Below are 17,113 nucleotides of genomic sequence, written 5' to 3' on the forward strand. Positions count from 1 at the left end.
GTACTTGATCCAGTGCCGTTCTTGGACCAGCTTCCATTACTTTTCACCGAATCCGACTCGTGAGGAAGGAGGAGCCGATGAACCTCGGGCTGTTGAAGCGGCAGCGGCAAGAGTCGCTACTGTCTTCTGCTGTGTCTCTTTGGTCGGCTTGAGATAGACGAAACCATTCCTTGTCGCCTCGAAGACGATCGGGTGGGGCTGCTCAGAGTTCGGATGCTCCTGAGTGCACAAGAAATCAGTGGGGACAATCTCCTGATAACGGGCCTTCGCTTTAGCATGGGGTGGGTTATCACCCGACTGATTCGAACCCGGAATCGGCTCACTGCTTGCGACGATATATCCAGGATTCTGCGCAGCGCCCTCGATGAGGTCCAGCACGTCCTGTTTCAGGCTTTCGCTTTCCTGACCGGCATCCCTCCAATACATGACCGACTTCGAGCAATGATGCGGCGAAAGAAAGATATTCCACTTGACGTCCTCATCGTCGCTCAACTCGAAGATTCGCTTCACGGTCGGATAGCAGTGGTCCCCAAGGAACATCAAATATGAACAGGCTCCTTCAACGTCCAAACGAACCTGCATAGCAATCGAGCAGTCGTTCCGTTCTTCTTCGGACGAGTCCTTGAACGGCCCATGGAGGAAGACTCGACACCGATCACTCAGATCGACGCCGTCGAACTCAACAACTTCATGGCCTGGTATCGAGAAACAGCCTCTGGGGAACTCTCTGTACTCTTCCTCTTTCAACAAATCGTCGTATCCGATGATCCGGACCTTATCGCCGCTGGCCACGTCGCCTTTTGCTTGAATTGTTTTCTGGACCCGCCGGACAGCTTCCTTACGAAACGCGAGAGCATCGGGGCAAAGGTCTTTCTTGTATTCGCGGAAGATTCGTGGGCTGAACCAGAGTTCGCCAATTTCCACCTCCTTGAGCAGCTTCTCGAAGCCAAGGCAGTGGTCCTTATCCGGATGGGTGAGAACGAAAACCGAAAGATAGGGCCGCTTTCCGCGTTTCGGCAGGTGCTGCACGAGCCGGTCGACGATAGGGGTATGCGGATCTCCGTCTTCCTCAGACATAGCCAAGTGGTGAACATCAATTTGCATGACCATGTCGTCCGACATACAAACTGTAGTGCTGTCGCCGGTTCCAACCGGCCACTGTACGTATCCCTGAATTGGTAGTGCAAAATCCTTATCACTGTGTGCCATAAGCACCTCCGCAACCACTGTAAGCTGACATTGGCTTACAGTGCAAGAGGACTTTCTATAGGGTCGGTTCGCCTTCAGTCGGAAACATATCGCCCAGGCGGATTCTGGCGACAATGGGGTTTACGTCAAAAGTTCCTGAAATCTCAACCTCGGCGCTGCGTCGCATCGCATTCGGTAAACACGGCAGCCTCAGGAGTCCACGGTTCTCTAGGAACTGCTGTGCAGCCATAACAACGAGGTCTCGCGGCAAAAGCAAGGCCCCGATGGCTGCATTTGCTTGGTACTCCCACCATTTCCCGTCATACGACGGCGAGGGCTCATCCCGGCAGAGAATCTTCGGAACATTAGCCTGATCATCAGTATCGAAAAGTATCCCCGACTGATGCGATTCGGCAAAAAAATGTGCGTGAAACAGGCAATGGCCTGCTTCGTGAGCCAGCGTGGTGCTAATTCGCCGTTGAGCCACGGTTGAGTCCGTATCCGCCAGACCACGGTCAACGACCATGCCAGTAGGACCACTCGGTCCAAATGCCGTGTAGCCCAGCACACCAGCCGGCAATTCATCGTACTCGGGAGTCAATCCAAACTTCTTTTCAATGAAACGTTCGATGCGAACGGCGGATGGATTGTCAGGATAGAGGCCAACTGAGCGCAGTGCTTCTTCGCACAATCGCTCGATGCGAGGGATAGGCAAAAACAGTCGTCCCGCGAAAGGCCCCTTAGCCCCCGATTTAGCTCTCATTTTTTTTGTGTTTTGGATGCGCCTGTACCCAAGCCAACAGGTCTTGAGCATCAACCTTTCTCTCGACAAGCGTTCGAAATGCGAGTCCGAATGTGGGGTCTTTCTCGCTCATTCGCTTTAGACCGTCTACTGGAGTACGAGTATCCAATCGTCGCAATGTCGTAAGCTCGCTATCCAAGACTTCGGCGATCTTCTCAAACATGTCGTCGGAGGGAAACCGTCTCCCAAGTTCAAGGTCGGATGCGAACGCAGCGGAGACGCCAAGACGCCTTGCAAACTCTCGCAGGGAAATGTCTTTCTCATCTCGGGTTCGGCGAATAAATGTTCCAAGCGATTCCATTCTCTATAACCTTATAGACTTGGCAGTACGGCCGTAAAGTACCTAGATCGTTGCCTTGTTGATCGAGTCGGCATGGCTCTCTAAAGTGGTTGACTGATGAAACCTCGTATCGCACTTGCGCTTTCAGGCGGCGGCTTCCGCGCATCCGTATTTCATTTAGGACTGATGCGCCGCCTCGCAGAGCTTGGCTGGCTGAAAGACGTAGACGTTATCTCTACCGTCTCCGGTGGCAGCATTATTGGCGCCTTTGCTGTCCAACGCTGGACCTCGTTCCTGCAATCCGGGGGGGATGCGGAATCTTTCGAGACGACAATTTTGAGGCCATTCATCGAGAGGATTCAGGGGCATAATTTTCTAATCGAATGGCTGCTCACAAGCTGGCAATGGCCCTATCAAAAGCTGACATCCAAACTGTTCACACGTACCCAGGCAGCGGCGGATCTCTTTGACAAATTGTTTTTCGAAGGGCAGACATGCGATTGCCTACCGACCCGTCCCGTTCTCATCATGAACGCGACTAACCTCCAATCGATGCGCGCTTGGAGGTTTACCGGAGCTGGCATGGGAGATTCACGCGTTGGACACGCTAAATGGAACTCCAATTCATTGCCACTCAGCGCATGTGTGGGAGCTAGTGCCGCGTTCCCTCCGGTTTTTCCGCCAGTCCGGATCAGGAGAGCTGATTTCAGCTTCGCGCCACCTATATACGGCGAGGTTCCTCTTCCTGATTTTCCTCTCATCCCGCTCGCTGACGGAGGTGTTTATGATAATTCTGGGCTGGAGGTGCTGACCAAAGCTGTGAAGATTCCCGGCTATGACGAATTGATCGAGCCCGCAGAACTTCTAATTGTGAGCGATGGCGGTGCGCCAGCTAACTACGATTTTGACGCGTCGGGACTTCCAGCCTTGTCCGACGCAGCTCTCCTGTACAGAGTTGATGCCATCGCCCGTCAGCAGGTTAGCGCCTTGCGAACACGATCGCTGATGACAGAATTCAATGGGGGTTCCAAGCGTGGAATTCTGACTGGGCTAGGCAGCTCAGTTGGGAATATGCCCGCTGATCTCTTCGCGAAGTATTGTGACCTAATCCCCGAGGGCTGCCGGATACCCAACGAAATTCTCGTTCCTCTTCGGAGGATTCGAACCAGCCTCGACCGATTCAATGAAATCGAGGTTGAGGCCCTCATGTATCACGCCTACTCTCTCACAGATGCATTCGCTTGGTGCTACCGCGACTGCTTTCCGCCGCAGTACAAACTGGCATCCTTCCCAGGAAGATGGCAGATTGATTTCGACCAGGACAAGATAGCTCTTTGGAAAATGGCAATAGAGACCGGCGGCAATGCCTTCCGATTGCGCTGAATAATACCTCTGCGAGGAGATGTTCCTGACCATGGTAAAGATCTATACCGACACCAACGTGCTTCACTACTTTGGCGAAGCGTTTCGCACACGAGCTGTACCGCCAGAGATAGCGATCGAACTTTTGTTGGCTCCAATCGCTCTGCTGGAGCTTCTATCTCAGTTAGGAACCCGGGATGCTGAAAGCGCCTTCGCCGCTGTGCACGCGTTGCCGCGAGTTCACAATCCGCAACGCTGCGGTGTTCTTCCGTGGTCGGATGATTTCTTTCGGATGTGTCTCTTCAAGCTGCCACCAGAAAAAGATGTGATGATTCAATCGCTTAACAACGCCATCGTTCGCGTGCTTAATGCAACGAGCGCGGGCGAGCTAAAATCCGATGGGGATCGGATGCGAGCCATGATGGACGCAGGAAAGCAGCAAGCCCTGGCGGATTTCACAGCCTTGCGGGACAAGTATGCGGGGTGAAGGTAGACTGGACCCTGTTCAAGACAAGACAATTTTTGCGCAGTCGATTGCACGCAAGGCTGGCATCGCGCCAGAATCCGTTGATGTTGACACGACGGTGTCAAACCTAGCTGCTCATTATGCGTTCGAGCAACAAAGGATTGCTAATGCGGCTACGAATCCCGAATACAACTTGGTGAAGCGAATCAACGACGCCTACGATTCTGAACTTCTTGTCTATCTGGCTGATCCTTCTCTTCATCTGCTGACCTGTGACACAGGTTTCAACAGAGGCAAGGAAGCGATCCAAGGTGGAAGAATACACATCGCTAAGCCAGAAGAACTTCGGACGCCGGAAGGCGCGCTAAAGGTGCTCATGTCAATCACCGGTGCTTCTGCTTCCGCAGCTTCTTGAAGAAGAAGGATTCTATTTGTGTAGTCCCTGCAACTCACTACTTGGGCGAATCCTCATCCGTCGCCACGTACCAAGGCACTTTCTTTGATTGGAAGAGACCTGGATAACGAGTGGTGAGGAAGGCCAGCATCCACTAGTAGCGTGCTCCCGCAGCTGCGATCAAAAGGTGCTGGCGGAGGATTTGGCATGAAGAACGGATTGCTTCTAGGCGCTGGTTCTCGTATGCCTAACGCCTCAGGACGGAACGGCTGACCGTTCTTCTGTTCTGGCTCTCCAGTCCTTGATATAGAGAAGGTTCCTGGTATCCAGTTCAAGCACCTGATGTTGTTTGAGGAGCGCGACCGTCTCCGATCCGTACTTTTCGATTTCATCCAGTGCCACGAACGACTGTTTCTCTGTCTCAAGGTAAACCGGAAGAAGCCGTGACACTGAGTCGTTTTCGATGTTCTTAAAGATCACCGTGTCGTGGATAAGGATCGGGAGACGCGTGAGCAAGAAGATTGTGAGATCAAACAGTACAAGACCCGTGTAAGCGACCCCCGTGCCGGTGTCTTCGTCGACTTCAAACCGGTAGCCGCGCTCTCGGAGCTCGAGGAAGGGGCTCTTTCGCTCTGTTCCGAACCGCTCGGTCATGATTCGCCGCATCCCGTCGTTGATCGTCTTTTCAAGCACGATCAATATCGTCTCCTTCTCCTTCTGCAACTGTTCCTTCAGTCGTTTCACATCTGCTCGGAGCGCCACCTCATGCTCATAGCGCCCGTTTTCGTCTCGCGCGCCTTTAATCTTGGTCGCGACCTCAGCAACCCTGTCCACGAGAGCGGTCGGGGCTTCCACGGTGTTCAAGCTGCGTCCCATACGCTCGTCAAGGGATGCAAGCTCTTCATCGATCGCAGCCAGCTCCTCTTCAAGCTGGCTCTGTGAAGCGGCTAGCTCCGAGCGAAGAAGCCTGGCAACGCCGCTATGGAAGTCGCCCACCCTCGCCAAACGTTCCTGATCGATCGCTGGAAAGAACCGGACGAGCTCCTGAAAGCTCTCGCTCCGCACCACGCGATTCCCTCGCAGGTTGCTTTGCACACGCTGTAGGCGACTCGCCAAGGACAGCCGAAGGGCGAGCAATCGATCCTTTTCGGCTTTCAGTTCGAGCAGCTCCCGGTTGACTACTTCGGAGACATTGGCGGTGTACCGCGCCAAGTTCACGCGAATGTCCGAGAGTTCACTTTCCAAGGTCGCGATGCTCTTTTGGTTCTCGTCGTATCCCCTTTTTTGGATGATTGGGATGACCTTCTGGCTCTTGGCCGATCCCCAAGCCTTGAGCTCTTTCTCCGTGCCATTTAACTTCAGATCAATGTCGCGCAGGTCCGCGTATAGGTCAAAGGTCTTGATCAGAATTTCGACACATTCTTCGCCGCTCTTGCTCGGGACGATGTGAAGGGGTTTCGACGGATCGAGATTTTCCTTACCCCAGATCCGCGAATAGAGTCCTACCAAGCCTCGAAAACTGAGGTCGGGGAGTTCGACTTCATAAGCCAGACGCAGAAATGCTGTGTAGTTCTCTAAAGACATCGGCGCCCCGAGCTCGAAATCAGAACCGCACCGATAGACCACATCCGGTTGACTCGTCTCGCGGCAGAATCGGTGCAGCTCGTCTCCGAACTGAAACGTGAACCGATAGTCGTGATGCCCCAGTTCCTTCACCACGTCGCTGTTATGGTCCAGCAAATCGCTGCCACCGAAAACGAAATCGATCACCATCAACATGGTGGACTTCCCGATGGAGTTGGTCGCGTTCGCATCGCCCAGGATCACATTCAGACCCGGGTGGAACGGCACCGCACCCGTACGGAACTTCGCAGAATGAATCTCAATCAGCATAGGTCACCATTCCGGTCGGCAGATCGATATCGATTCGGCCAAGGACGTAGAGTACATCGAGCGTCAGAAGAAACTGGTCGATACTCTCGAACTCCTTCGCGACCGTCTTGTATAGACCGACGAGACTCACTTGCACGCCCTTCGCTCCCAAAATTGCGGGTGTCTTTCCAAGCGCAGACTCGGGCAACGTAATGACTTTGTTTGGTGTGATCAATCCAACACCTCGCAGTCTTGGACGAAGAAGGCCGCAATGACTTCGGGAGCCTCGATCATCTCGGACCGAGTCACACTACGGAACCACGCCACTACGTTTTGGTAAATCTCCTGCTTCGGCAGGCCAAGGTCTTTCTGCTTGAGGTAGAACGTCCTCACTTGCGAGAAAATCAGTTGCGACTTGTTCGGCATCTCCCGTTCCAACTCGCGGAACTGCCGTTGAACAAAGGGATAGTAGTCGCTGACATTCCGCTTGATCTTGCGAATGATGAGTTCGGACACCGCCATCTTGCATTTTTCATCCACGCTGATGGGATCAAAGTTGAGAGTGACGCCCTCTACATCTGTGAAGGTAGCGCTCCCGAGAGCCGAGACGATATGCGTGATTGCATCCTCGATGGGATATTCACGCATCAAGGCGCGTTGTCGCGCTCGCTCGATCAAGGTCCGTTTGAGAAGAAATAGCTCCTCGTACTCCTCACGGGTCCGAGGTTTGTCGAATCGTGTATGGCACCCAGTACAGAGGGGAATAATGTTGTCAGGATCGTTCCGGTCGCTGCTCAATAGGGGAACGTCTTCAAGTTCTGTCGACTCGGCCGGTGTCGGGTTCAACGGAAAGATGTGCGCGAGCTCGTAGAAACGAAATATCCTCGCCTTCTTCTTGCTGAATAGTCCCACGCCACAAAGCGGGCAACAGCCCTCGACCTGTGTATTGAGGGCGATCTCCTCTGCCTGCGTGTACGAACGTCGTTCAAGCGCCACGAGATAGCCTTGGGTCGAATCTAAGATAGACGAATGGCAGAAATGATAGCAGCCAGGCCTAGCCCTGGGTATTGTGAGGTTGGGTTACCCCTTCACAGTTCCTACGCGCGGATGCTCTACGGTCAAGTGGGTTCTGAGATGGACCCGTATCATTGATCTATGTCCAATCCGACGTTCGATTTCATTCAGTGGACGTTACGGGTATCGTCGGATCACGGCGCTGCTGCAGCGTGCGGGCTGGAAGGTAGGCAAGGATAGAGTCGAACGCATCTGGCGTCGTGAAGGGCTGAAGGTACCGAAGAAGCAGAAGCCAAGAGGACGGTTGTGGCTCAACGATGGATCGTGTGTGCGGCTCAGGCCGACACATGCGGGCCATGTGTGGAGCTACGACTTCGTGAGCGCGCGAACCCATGACGGCCGTAGTGTGCGCCTCCTCAACCTGATCGACGAGTCCACGCGCGAGTGCCTGCTGATCCGTGCGGAACGGCGCTGGTCGAGTGCCAAAGTGATCGGAGCGCTGGCTGACGTCATGGTGTGGAAGGGAGTGCCAGAGCATCTTCGATCAGACAACGGGCCCGAGTTCGTGGCCAAGGACCTGCGCAAATGGCTCGCCAATACCGGCGCAAAGACTCTGTACATCGAACCCGGATCTCCGTGGGAGAACGGCTACTGCGAAAGCTTCAACTCCAAACTCAGAGATGAGTTCCTCAACGGCGAACTCTTCTACTCGATCAAAGAGCTGCGTGTGCTGGCCGAGCGCTGGCGCGTCCACTACAACACCGTCAGACCACACTCCTCGCTGGGATACAGACCACCAGCACCAGAGACATGGCTGGACTTCGACCACTCGGCAGCAAGGGGAGCCAGTCGCTTCGCTCCCGGCTCCCCTTGCTGCCATACCCTGCATCGATCTGAACTCAGAAATCAATGCGCTACACTAACTCTTCACTGGTACAAAACATCGGGCAATCCAGAGTTGCGCTAACCTTTGACACTTGGACAGCTCCTCTTAGGTCAAATTGGATTTCCCGGGGTGGTGGAAAGCGTACATCAGTAGGGCGTGCCGTGCAAGCCAAACTTGCACAATCAGATTGTGCAGGTATAAGAGGGCCGGAACTTTGCGACAATCGGCGCGGATATGATCCGCGCCCATCTGATTATTTAGAGCCGATCTGCAGCTGATTCCGAGTCGCCAAACGCACCGGCTCAAAAGCCTAAAGTCCGAATCCACAGCAGCGAAATTCATTTAGGAACTACGGAGTAGTCGGCAGAAGTACGCCGGGGATAACGTTCTGCACAATGGCTTGCGCGTATTCCAGTCCCCCCTTAGAGAGTTCGAGAATCGCCTTGGCCTTTGTCAAGTCATTTCGCAATCGGTCGAGTTCGGTGTTTAGCTCGGCCTCAAGCGATTCGATGCTCGTAATGCTTTTCTGGGCGATCTGTAGCTCTTTCTGAGTTTGATCAGCCTGCCTTTGGACCTCGGCCACCTGATTGCTCAGATTGGTCATAGAATTGACCAGCGCGACAAATGTTGGATTGGGCTGGAATTTACCCGGCATAAATACCCCTGGTGGAGGCATCAGGGGTATACATTTTCCAAACACCCGTTTGCACGGTATTTCAAAGTGTCCAAGGAGTTGAATCTTATCCAGTTTCTTTGCGACCATTTCGGCTTTTTGCGCGCCCAAGCTCGTTAGTTTCTGCTGCAAGCCAATGATCTGCCCCTGAAAATCGACGACATTCTTATTTAGACCGATGCTTAGATCTTTCGCCTTCGTCAAAGCGGTCGCCTGGAGATCAAGTAGCTCCTGTTGCGCAGCGATAGCCTCATTGGTCGAGTCAACCGCGGCTTCTGCGGCGGTAAGGGTCGTAGTGAACGGCGCCAGGAAATTCGTCGGAGAAAAGTCGTTGTCTGCAATGCAGGTCGCACCGGCTACGTCCAGCCCACAATTCATGCTGAATAGCCCTTCCAAGGGGCCAAGCAGGTCCGCCGCCGCGCCATCACTGTCGACCATGATGGCCGAGGGGTTTCGGGCTCCCTCGAAATCGTCAATATATTCGCTCAGGGGATTCCCGCTAGCGCCCGCGGCGAGATAGTCGCTCATCGTCTGCTTGATGCCTCCTGGATATCGCTGATGCAGCAGCTTCCACCATTGGCTCACTGCCGCGTCCGCCACGGCAGAGTGATATCCGGACATCTCGTACGTGAGAACCATCAACCAGCTTTGAAGCCAAGGGTCCTGACTAGTGCCCTTGAGGTTTTCTTCTCCGCTGTAGACCAAGGCGGCGCTCCAGATTGCAAATTCACTTTGAGTAGGGCGGTCGCCAGCCGCTAGCTTCCAATGGACGATGATCGCGGGAAACTTACCCATCCACGTCCCCAAAGTAAATGTGCCAGGATTCACATTATTGTAGTTATAGGGCACGATCTGGCCGGGTTTGACCCCTCTACGGAGCAGTGCCAACCAACCTTTCCCCACGGAAACCGGGTTCAGCCCGAGCACCATCGAGCCGGATGCTTGATCACCGCCATTCCCGTAGTTCAGGATGTTGCGTGCAACGTCATGAAATCCACAAACGCCGGCCAGCGCCCCAAGGCCGATGTAATCATCAGGAGCTTCTGTGTCGTTGGTATCAATTGGGGAACGGCGGAATAGTCCCGGTTTCACCTGGTCGCCCTGAACCCCGGCAGCAATTCGAGCTCTGTCGTAGCTCACATTTTGCAATCGCATCATCACACAAGCTTCGGCAGTGTAAAGCAACCCGTTGTTCGTGGAAGGATCACGAGATTTCTTATCCACGGGAACGCTGTGGATGATGCCGTAACGATCCGTGTACGGTGCCCAAACTGCTGACGTAAAGCTTTGCGCCGAAACAGGCGATGCTGTGAGCAATACACTCGCGTTTAATATCAACCCGAAGAATCCTATAGACGACAGGCGGACACTCTTGACTATCAAAGGAAATGCTCTCTCAGCAGAAAAACGAAGGGCACAATTGAGTGCAGGCGTTGAAAGATTCATTGATCAGTCTCCTAGAGAAGGTTCGCAGGTCAGAGATTGGATCTTCGAAACGCTGTATTAAGTTGTTGGTAATTGCAACTGCGATTCTATGCCGAATAGGATCGAGCGATTTGTCATTGGCGGGAATATTAGTCAGTAAGCGCCAAATCGCCAAGTCACTCATGGAGCCGCGACTCGGCAAGCGGAAATCGGCTTCTGCCAAGGAAGTCCTCTGGCTGAGATCAGCAGCTCGTGTGCTTTCACGATCTCGCTGCGCACCTCTGAAAAGAGAAATATCCCCTGTGGACACCCCTAAAGAGAAAAGAAAAGCCTAGATAAACGAGAGAGAATCTCTGCGGGGAGGTCCGCCCTCCCCGCAACGCCTGTACGCTGTTCAAGACTTCCCGCAAGCGGGCGAGTCTCACGTAGCTGGCCGTCAAGAGTGCCTCCGCAACGCAGTGACTCGATCACCATTTGGGGACTTGCGCCTTGACGGCTGAGCAGTGATGCAAACGTCCAGTGGGGAGTAGCACCACCGCAGCAAGGGTGAGTGCCGGTACAGGCGTGACGAGGGCATCGCAAACACTTCAACACAGGAGGAATCATTGGAATACTTCGTCGGGATCGACTGGGGAACACAGACTCACCGGATCGCCGTGCTGGATAGAAATGGGCGAGTGGTCGAGCAGTTCAACGCAGAACACAGCGGTGAAGGCCTCGTGGTCCTGGTCAACAAACTTAAACAACGAACCGCGTGTGATCCCGCTTTGGTCGGGATCGGCATTGAGGTCGCCTGGGCGCTCTCGTGGAAACTCTCGTCGAAGGTGGCTTTGCCGTCTTCTCGATCAATCCCAAGCAAGTAGATCGTTTCCGTGACCGTTTCACCGTTGCTGGAGCGAAGGACGACGCGCGGGACGCTCTGGTGCTGGCCAGCTCTCTGCTCACAGACAGGCACAGTTACAGGCGAGTAGAGATCGACTCTCCCGATCTGCTTCGGTTGCGCGAGCTTTCCCGCTTTCAGGACGAGCTGAAATCGAGCTTAGGCGCGGCACGAACCGCTTGTGGCAGCAGCTACATCGATACTACCCTCAGATGCTCTCGATCAGTCCTGCTGCGGATGACCGGCTTATGTGGGATCTGCTGGAAGCAGCACCGATGCCGGCTGTGGGCGCAAAGATCAGTTCCCTTCGTGTTCAGCGCATTCTCAAGGCGAACCGCATCCGGAAGCTTACAGCAGACGAGGTGCTCAAGGCATTGAAAACCACGCCGCTAGCCTTGGCTCCAGGTGCAGCCGAATCAGCCTGTGAGCATGTTCTACTCTTGCTTCCTCACGTCAAGCTGTTAGAGGAACAGTTGCGTGAGGTAGGCAATCGTATTAAGAAGCTGCTAGTTGCTATGACTGAGGCGAATGTTGAAACGGACATTCCTCCGTGTGACGCCAGCCTGATCCTGGCAATTCCAGGAGTCGGTCCAGCCGTCGTCGCAACGCTTCTGACTGAAGCCTCCAGACCGATTCGTGAACGGGACTACGAGGCTTTGCGCTGTTATGCTGGCACGGCTCCGGTGACCAAGCAGAGCGGCAAGAGAAAGACCGTCGGCATGCGTCAGGCATGCAGTCCCCGCGTACGCAACGCGGTTTTTCATTGGGCGACGAGTAGCCTTTGCTGTGACAGCAGGAGCCGAAAGCAGTACGACGCATTGCGGGCAGCAGGCCATCTTCACGCACGAGCACTGCGCGGTTTGGCCGACAGACTGCTCGGCGTCCTGATCGCTTTACTAAAAACGCAAAAAACCTTTGATCGGGCAAGACGAGCCGGCAACTTGGCTAAGAACTCTCTGATCATCGCTATAGCTGAGGGCTGCCTATCGGCAATTTCTCAATGAGGCCGGAAGCACACTTCTGGTGGAAAGCGCGTCTTCGAGACTAACCGCTGCGCCTCGTACTTGCTGATGATCCGCAGAGCTCCGCTTTTCATTAGGGATTGTGGACTACGCCATCTAGTTCAATCTTCGAGCACCAGAAACAGAAGCGGACGTCTCTCCCCGGTGCTAGCTGGCTCGTGTCTAGACGCCGCCAGTAGTGGATACCAACACGGCATAGCAATCCGGCTACTGCACTAGATTCGTGCTCTCTGTTCGGCCAAAGCCGGGCCAGCGAAGCTATGAGCGAAGCGTCGGGGCTGCGTTCCAAGTTCATCCGTGCTCCTGGCTTTTCGGCATGAGGATGGCTATGAACGTAGACACCAGCTTGTGGACTTTTGTTCCCCAGTGAACCCCCATATGTACTACGGAATCGGCTAATGAGATGGTCGGCCGCTTGCTTTTCATTCCCAGCAGGTGATCGCTGGGAGCAAGCTGTGACAGGAGGATCATCGCTATGCAGATACATTCGATTGGCATCGACCTGGGCAAGACGACGTTTCACCTTGTGGCGTTGGGTGCTTCGGGCAAGGTGCTGGTGAATGGAGTGCCCGGCTCTTTTTGTACCAGTTGGGAAGCGATAAAACTGGAATAAGAGGAGCGATGTATGACGCGAGGCAAGAAGCATACAGCGGAGCAGATCGTGAACCTGCTGCGGCAGGTTGAGGTCGGAGTAGCGAACGGCAAGACGTTGCCGCAGGCGTGCAAGGAAGCCGAGATCGTAGAGCAGACGTACTACCGTTGGCGTAAGGAGTACGGTGGATTGAAGGTGGACCAGGCACGGCAGCTGAAAGAGCTTGAGCAGGAGGACGCGAAGCTGAAGCGGTTGGTCTCCGAGTTGAGTTTGGAGAAGCTGGTGTTGAAGGACATCGCCTCGGGAAACTTCTAAGCCCTGAACGACGGCGCTGTGCGGTGATCCATGCGCGTGATGCGCATGGCATGAGCGAGCGACTGGCGTGCCGTGTGGTGAAGCAGCCACGCGGCACCCAGCGCTACCGACCGACACAGCGGGAAGACGAAGACACGCTTACTCAGGCCATCGTCACGTTGGCCAGTCAGTATGGCCGCTATGGATACCGCCGGATCACGGCGTTGCTCAAGCGGACAGGCTGGCAGGTTGGCAAGGACCGGGTAGAGCGGATCTGGCGTCGTGAGGGGCTGAAAGTTCCACAGAGACAGAAGCCAAGAGGGCGGTTGTGGCTCAACGACGGGTCGTGCGTGCGGCTGCGCCCCGCGCACGGCAACCATGTCTGGAGCTATGACTTCGTGAGCGCTAAGACGCATGACGGGAGGACGGTGCGGATGTTGAACCTGATCGATGAGCACACCAGGGAGAGTCTGCTCGTGCGTCCCGAACGGCGATGGAGCAGCGCCAAAGTGATCGAGGCGCTGGCCGATGTGATGGTGATGAAGGGCGTTCCAGAACATATCCGTTCCGACAATGGCCCTGAGTTCGTCGCCAAAGACCTTCGCAAATGGCTGGCGGATACAGGTGCAAAGACGCTCTATATCGAACCCGGAAGTCCCTGGGAGAACGGTTACTGCGAGAGCTTCAACTCGAAGCTCAGAGATGAGTTCCTGAATGGAGAAATCTTCTACTCGCTGAAGGAGGTGCAGGTTCTGGCCGAACGCTGGCGGGTTCACTACAACACGATCAGGCCGCACTCGTCGCTGGGTTATCGCTCACCGGCCCCAGACATGGAAGTGCTCGGTAGTGAAAGAGAACAATTTTAGAAAGGAGACCGTTGTGGAGGAATTGACCGCTTGGCAGCGATGGCGAATGTGCGATCGCAAGAAACCATACTCCAGCCGTAGTAAGGCAAACAAAGCCGCGCGCAAGCGCGGTATGTACATCTACGAATGTCCTATTTGTTTCGCTTTTCACATCACTAAGACGCTAAGAGCAGAGTCTAAGCGACCTGCGACCAACCATCCAGAAGACTGAAAGTCTGAGGCCCAGATCGTCGGGGATGCACCACGCTGGTTCTGTATCGCCAATTCAATTCTTGAGTTCGTATAATGCATCACCGTTATTTCTCCGCAGAAGGAGCTTGATACTCGCTTCGATACAAGCGTGGCCTCGCGTTCGGAGGGATGCTCTTGCCAGTTTTGGAGTAAGCGTCGCAGACGCCGGTCTGCTTCACTAGCTTCTGGCTCGTTCCTCCACTCTAAAAAGTGTTGCAATTCGTGAGACAGAAATAGCCCAACAAGAATTCGAATGATGCACTAGCGAACAGGCTTGCAAATCGCATGCTGTGATTCTGCCTCGATGTGCGGAGTCTATATGTTGCGCGGTGGCTTGTAACTAGTGATACTCGGGTGATCATTCTCATCCTCGCTCCTGCTCATCTTCTTCCTCCCTCAAATCCGAGATCATATTTGCGTATGTGCGGATTTAGAGGAGCACGTCATGCAGCAGAGATCCTTGCTGTGCCGATACTGTCCTCTAAATTTACTTTACACAATCAGAACCAACCCACGGAAGGAGATAGTATCCCGCCCCCGAAGCAAAATCCGGACGACGCGGCTGGCTCTCTATCTCGACTCGACCTAACAAGCGCCGAATGTATCCGGTAAATAGCTATGGCGAATATGTCGTCAGTGCCGACCAAGACTATACGGCTGGAACCCGCAGTTCAAAACGCAGGGAGAAGGCAGGCCGATGGCCACTGGAGACGCCGGCGTGTCCTCGGTGCAAGGGTCAGGGGATATGACATTCCCAAACGGCCTTGGTCTTCGCAGGAAATGGCCGAAGCGGTACGTCTCTTTCTCCGAGATCCCCTGATGGTTACATCCCGCTGCCCGGTTCAACCAGGCTTCCCGCACCTGGGGCATAGGAAAACACCGAAGAACTCAACCTAAATATCAATCGCTTTGATAAGGAGCCCTATGAACTCTGATCTATCGCTGGCTGCTCAGCGCGGGTGGAAGATATTTCCACTCGTGCATAGCAGCCACTTTGCGGTGTCGCAGCCACTCCTGCACGACGCCACCTCCAACGAGACGCAAATCGAACATTGGGAGAACATATATCCCGAGTGCAACTGGGCGGTGGCGACCGGAGAGGAGTCGGGAGTATTCGTCATCAAGTTCTCTCTCGATGACGGTTTAGCAACTGTGCGGGAGTTTGGCGAACGTGATCCTGATATCTCGCGCACGTTGCAGGTACGCCGCCCAAATGAGCTTCTCGCATTTCTGGAATGGCCAGCGGCCAGATCCTCGATACTTACCTGCGGCATGACGGCGCCTGGCGCTCGCCTTCTGGGAGAAAAGAGCTATGCCCCCATTCCCGGTCCAGGTATGCAGATCCATCTTCACTGTGAGTACGTGGACAGGGAAGCCCCCGTACTCGCTGCGTCCGAGTGGCTGGTGGAACGCATTCACCAGGGCGGCCACAGGTACGGAGGGGTCCAACTCCTTGCGTTTAACCCACTGCCGAATGTTGCCCACTGTGTACTGCTCCGCTTTGAGCGGAAAGGCAACCGTTGGTTTTGTGATTTTTACGAGCCATCTGGAGTTGTGAGGATCTGTGAAACACTCATCTACCGTTCCAGCGAGACGGTAGTTTCGCTAGCTACGCGCGGCGGAGCAATCATAAATTACGAAAACCGCGTCCGTCTCTACCGAGAAATGAAAATCGGTAACGGCAGCGTCCTGCTGAATCTCACCTCCGAACAGTACAACAAGCTGATCGCCGCGTAGGGATAGCCCCGCTCGTAACTTCTCAAATTTTTCTCCGCCAAACTCGCGAGCGAATGCGGAAGCCCTGGACGGGGGCCTCCTGGATTTGCGCGCCCAAGCGTCAAACAGCCGATCAAAAATCGCCGGCTTTGGCGGCATCATGCAATGCGCCTGTGTGCTTGACGCAGCACAACACAGGCGCAACCTAACGAAGGAGTCATCAATGCAAGACAACGTAGTGTGGACCTCTACCCTGGACGGTAAGTACGAGGTGACCGTGACACGTACCGACGATTATCATGGAGAACTCACCATCTCAGAAGGCAATCAGGTTCTCCATCGTGAATCCGTCGGGCTATCGTACGGCGCCATCTTCGGACCGGACGTAGCGGATGTGGCTGATTGGCAGCGGACCGCGGCCGAGTTCGTGGACGGACAGAAGTCTTAGCCCAATCTGCAGACTCATAAATCGGCAGTGTGTAGGCTTTACAACATCACCCTGATAGTGAAGGATTCCAGTGGCCGTGCTCAATGGCCTGGGGATCCTTCACTTTCACATGCACCACCGACAAAGTGCCTTAAAGTGAGCCACTGAGCGATGGCTGGCAGGTTTGTCCGACGACATTAGACCAATTTTGAAAGAGCGGAAACATGAGATGGAATGCAACTAGTGAATCCATTGCTGACCTTTATCTGTAGCCTGTCCCTCCTCTCGCGAGCTGCGCCGTGGGCATTTATTGGCTAGACGAGGTGGATAGCACTAAACAAAGAGAACAAGCAATGACACTACTGAAGTTCCCGAAGGGAATAGTGCCAGAAAATAACAAAACGCGTTGAAAGGAATCCATGAGTCTTATTGAACAACTCAAATCGATGAATCGCGCTCTGACAGTGAAAGAGCTTGCAAATCTGCTTCATCTCGGCAAGACGGCTATATATGATATGGTCCGTCGTGGAGCGATCCCGTCTCTGCGCTTCGGCTACACGGTGCGCTTCGACCCTCACGAAATCGCAGACTGGCTTGAGCATCGATATATCAAATAACGAGCTGTTATGTTGAGGCAGAAAGCGTCACATAAAAATAATTGTCCCGCACGGCATCGTCAGCGACCGACAATTGGGAACATCGTAGCTGAAAAAATACTATCCT

The 17,113-nt window shown here is 54.2% G+C and carries 17 protein-coding genes and 2 pseudogenes; 12 read left to right on the plus strand and 7 right to left on the minus strand.

The window, feature by feature from the left end:
* Positions 1 to 36 precede the first annotated feature (36 nt).
* From GSQ82_RS18590 to GSQ82_RS25810, 3 genes are read right to left on the minus strand one after another with little or no spacing between them, the layout of a single operon-like run.
* Positions 37 to 1,209, minus strand: coding sequence for a hypothetical protein (locus GSQ82_RS18590; RefSeq protein ID WP_158793807.1), 1,173 nt, complete (start codon positions 1,207 to 1,209; stop codon positions 37 to 39).
* Between the two features lie 55 nt (positions 1,210 to 1,264).
* A complete protein-coding gene (locus tag GSQ82_RS18595) occupies positions 1,265 to 2,002 on the minus strand; it encodes an ImmA/IrrE family metallo-endopeptidase (protein ID WP_216847147.1) in 738 nt (245 codons plus the stop codon).
* Positions 1,941 to 2,291 (minus strand): helix-turn-helix transcriptional regulator, encoded by a 351-nt coding sequence (locus GSQ82_RS25810; RefSeq protein WP_158793808.1) that lies wholly within the window; start codon positions 2,289 to 2,291, stop codon positions 1,941 to 1,943. The genes GSQ82_RS18595 and GSQ82_RS25810 overlap by 62 nt, the downstream gene beginning before the upstream one ends.
* 96 nt (positions 2,292 to 2,387) lie before the next feature.
* Between GSQ82_RS25810 and GSQ82_RS18605 the strand changes: the two genes are divergently transcribed.
* The 3 genes from GSQ82_RS18605 to GSQ82_RS18615 are packed head-to-tail and all read left to right on the plus strand — an operon-like array spanning position 2,388 to position 4,513.
* The gene (locus tag GSQ82_RS18605) at positions 2,388 to 3,653 is read left to right on the plus strand and encodes a patatin-like phospholipase family protein (RefSeq protein ID WP_158793809.1); all 1,266 of its coding nucleotides are present in this window, start codon (positions 2,388 to 2,390) and stop codon (positions 3,651 to 3,653) included.
* 31 nt (positions 3,654 to 3,684) lie between these two features.
* A complete protein-coding gene (locus GSQ82_RS18610) occupies positions 3,685 to 4,119 on the plus strand; it encodes a hypothetical protein (RefSeq protein ID WP_158793810.1) in 435 nt (144 codons plus the stop codon).
* Entirely contained in the window at positions 4,109 to 4,513 is a 405-nt protein-coding gene (locus tag GSQ82_RS18615; RefSeq protein WP_158793811.1) for a hypothetical protein, read from the plus strand. Before GSQ82_RS18610 ends, GSQ82_RS18615 begins: the two co-directional genes overlap by 11 nt.
* Positions 4,514 to 4,747: 234 nt before the next feature.
* Here GSQ82_RS18615 and GSQ82_RS18620 read toward each other — a convergent pair whose 3' ends face one another.
* The 3 genes from GSQ82_RS18620 to GSQ82_RS18630 are packed head-to-tail and all read right to left on the minus strand — an operon-like array spanning position 4,748 to position 7,360.
* Complete coding sequence (locus tag GSQ82_RS18620) at positions 4,748 to 6,385, minus strand: DUF2326 domain-containing protein (RefSeq protein WP_158793812.1); 1,638 nt, start codon at positions 6,383 to 6,385, stop codon at positions 4,748 to 4,750.
* Positions 6,375 to 6,599 carry an ABC-three component system middle component 7 gene (locus tag GSQ82_RS18625; protein WP_158793813.1) on the minus strand — a complete coding sequence of 75 codons (225 nt, stop codon included), beginning with the start codon at positions 6,597 to 6,599 and terminating at the stop codon, positions 6,375 to 6,377. The genes GSQ82_RS18620 and GSQ82_RS18625 overlap by 11 nt, the downstream gene beginning before the upstream one ends.
* On the minus strand, positions 6,596 to 7,360 hold the full coding sequence (locus GSQ82_RS18630; RefSeq protein WP_158793814.1) for an ABC-three component system protein: 765 nt from the start codon (positions 7,358 to 7,360) through the stop codon (positions 6,596 to 6,598). Before GSQ82_RS18630 ends, GSQ82_RS18625 begins: the two co-directional genes overlap by 4 nt.
* Before the next feature lie 190 nt (positions 7,361 to 7,550).
* Here GSQ82_RS18630 and GSQ82_RS18635 point away from each other — a divergent pair.
* Positions 7,551 to 8,345, plus strand: a pseudogene (locus tag GSQ82_RS18635) (IS3 family transposase); the annotation flags it as partial.
* A gap of 268 nt (positions 8,346 to 8,613) precedes the next feature.
* Here the strand turns inward: GSQ82_RS18635 and GSQ82_RS18640 are convergent.
* Positions 8,614 to 10,383 (minus strand): hypothetical protein, encoded by a 1,770-nt coding sequence (locus GSQ82_RS18640; RefSeq protein WP_158793815.1) that lies wholly within the window; start codon positions 10,381 to 10,383, stop codon positions 8,614 to 8,616.
* 584 nt (positions 10,384 to 10,967) lie between these two features.
* Here GSQ82_RS18640 and GSQ82_RS18645 point away from each other — a divergent pair.
* The 8 genes and pseudogenes from GSQ82_RS18645 (at position 10,968) to GSQ82_RS18680 (ending at position 17,007) form a co-directional block, all read left to right on the plus strand.
* Positions 10,968 to 11,225, plus strand: a complete 258-nt coding sequence (locus tag GSQ82_RS18645; protein WP_158793816.1) for a transposase — start codon at positions 10,968 to 10,970, stop codon at positions 11,223 to 11,225.
* Positions 11,168 to 11,344, plus strand: a pseudogene (locus GSQ82_RS25815) (transposase); the annotation flags it as partial. The gene GSQ82_RS18645 and the pseudogene GSQ82_RS25815, both read left to right, overlap by 58 nt.
* A gap of 146 nt (positions 11,345 to 11,490) precedes the next feature.
* A complete protein-coding gene (locus GSQ82_RS18655) occupies positions 11,491 to 12,246 on the plus strand; it encodes a transposase (protein ID WP_254061770.1) in 756 nt (251 codons plus the stop codon).
* Between the two features lie 493 nt (positions 12,247 to 12,739).
* On the plus strand, positions 12,740 to 12,877 hold the full coding sequence (locus GSQ82_RS18660) for a hypothetical protein (protein WP_158793819.1): 138 nt from the start codon (positions 12,740 to 12,742) through the stop codon (positions 12,875 to 12,877).
* Between the two features lie 12 nt (positions 12,878 to 12,889).
* A protein-coding gene (locus GSQ82_RS18665; protein ID WP_158793820.1) for an IS3 family transposase occupies positions 12,890 to 14,016 on the plus strand; the annotation gives its coding sequence in 2 pieces (ribosomal slippage) (positions 12,890 to 13,157 and positions 13,157 to 14,016; 1,128 coding nt in all).
* 1,155 nt (positions 14,017 to 15,171) lie between these two features.
* Complete coding sequence (locus tag GSQ82_RS18670; protein ID WP_158793821.1) at positions 15,172 to 15,984, plus strand: bifunctional DNA primase/polymerase; 813 nt, start codon at positions 15,172 to 15,174, stop codon at positions 15,982 to 15,984.
* A 202-nt stretch (positions 15,985 to 16,186) separates the two neighbouring features.
* Entirely contained in the window at positions 16,187 to 16,411 is a 225-nt protein-coding gene (locus tag GSQ82_RS18675; RefSeq protein ID WP_158793822.1) for a hypothetical protein, read from the plus strand.
* Between the two features lie 398 nt (positions 16,412 to 16,809).
* Entirely contained in the window at positions 16,810 to 17,007 is a 198-nt protein-coding gene (locus GSQ82_RS18680) for a helix-turn-helix domain-containing protein (protein WP_158793823.1), read from the plus strand.
* Positions 17,008 to 17,113: the final 106 nt, after the last annotated feature.

Origin of the sequence: Granulicella sp. L60, from assembly GCF_009765825.1 — a bacterium.
GTDB lineage: Bacteria > Acidobacteriota > Terriglobia > Terriglobales > Acidobacteriaceae > Edaphobacter.